A 324-nucleotide genomic window follows, 5' to 3' on the forward strand; every position below is an offset into this window, starting at 1 on the left:
CCCCCCCCCCCCCCCCCCCCCCCCCCCCCCCCCCCCCCCCCCCCCCCCCCCCCCCCCCCCCCCCCCCCCCCCCCCCCCCCCCCCCCCCCCCCCCCCCCCCCCCCCCCCCCCCCCCCCCCCCTTTCAATGATCCGGCGACCACCGAGATCTACACTGTTCGCATTTCGTCGGCAGCGTCAGATGTGTATAAGAGACAGGTCTTGGCGCGGCATGGCGCGCGGCGGCGCGCGTGCCGCTGTCGGTGCTGGCGCTGCTGGGCACGGGTGCGCTGTTCGCCTTTTTCGGGCAGACCTACCAGACGGGAGCGGACCCCTGGCAGCTGTT

At 77.5% G+C, this 324-nt stretch carries 1 pseudogene; it reads left to right on the forward strand.

The features are described 5' to 3' along the window. Window positions 1–199 precede the first annotated feature (199 nt). Window positions 200–324, forward strand: a pseudogene (locus JHD82_RS30405) (DUF2157 domain-containing protein); the annotation flags it as partial.

It is taken from the genome of Delftia sp. ASV31 (assembly GCF_016428765.1).
GTDB classification, from domain to species: Bacteria; Pseudomonadota; Gammaproteobacteria; order Burkholderiales; family Burkholderiaceae_C; genus Comamonas; species Comamonas acidovorans.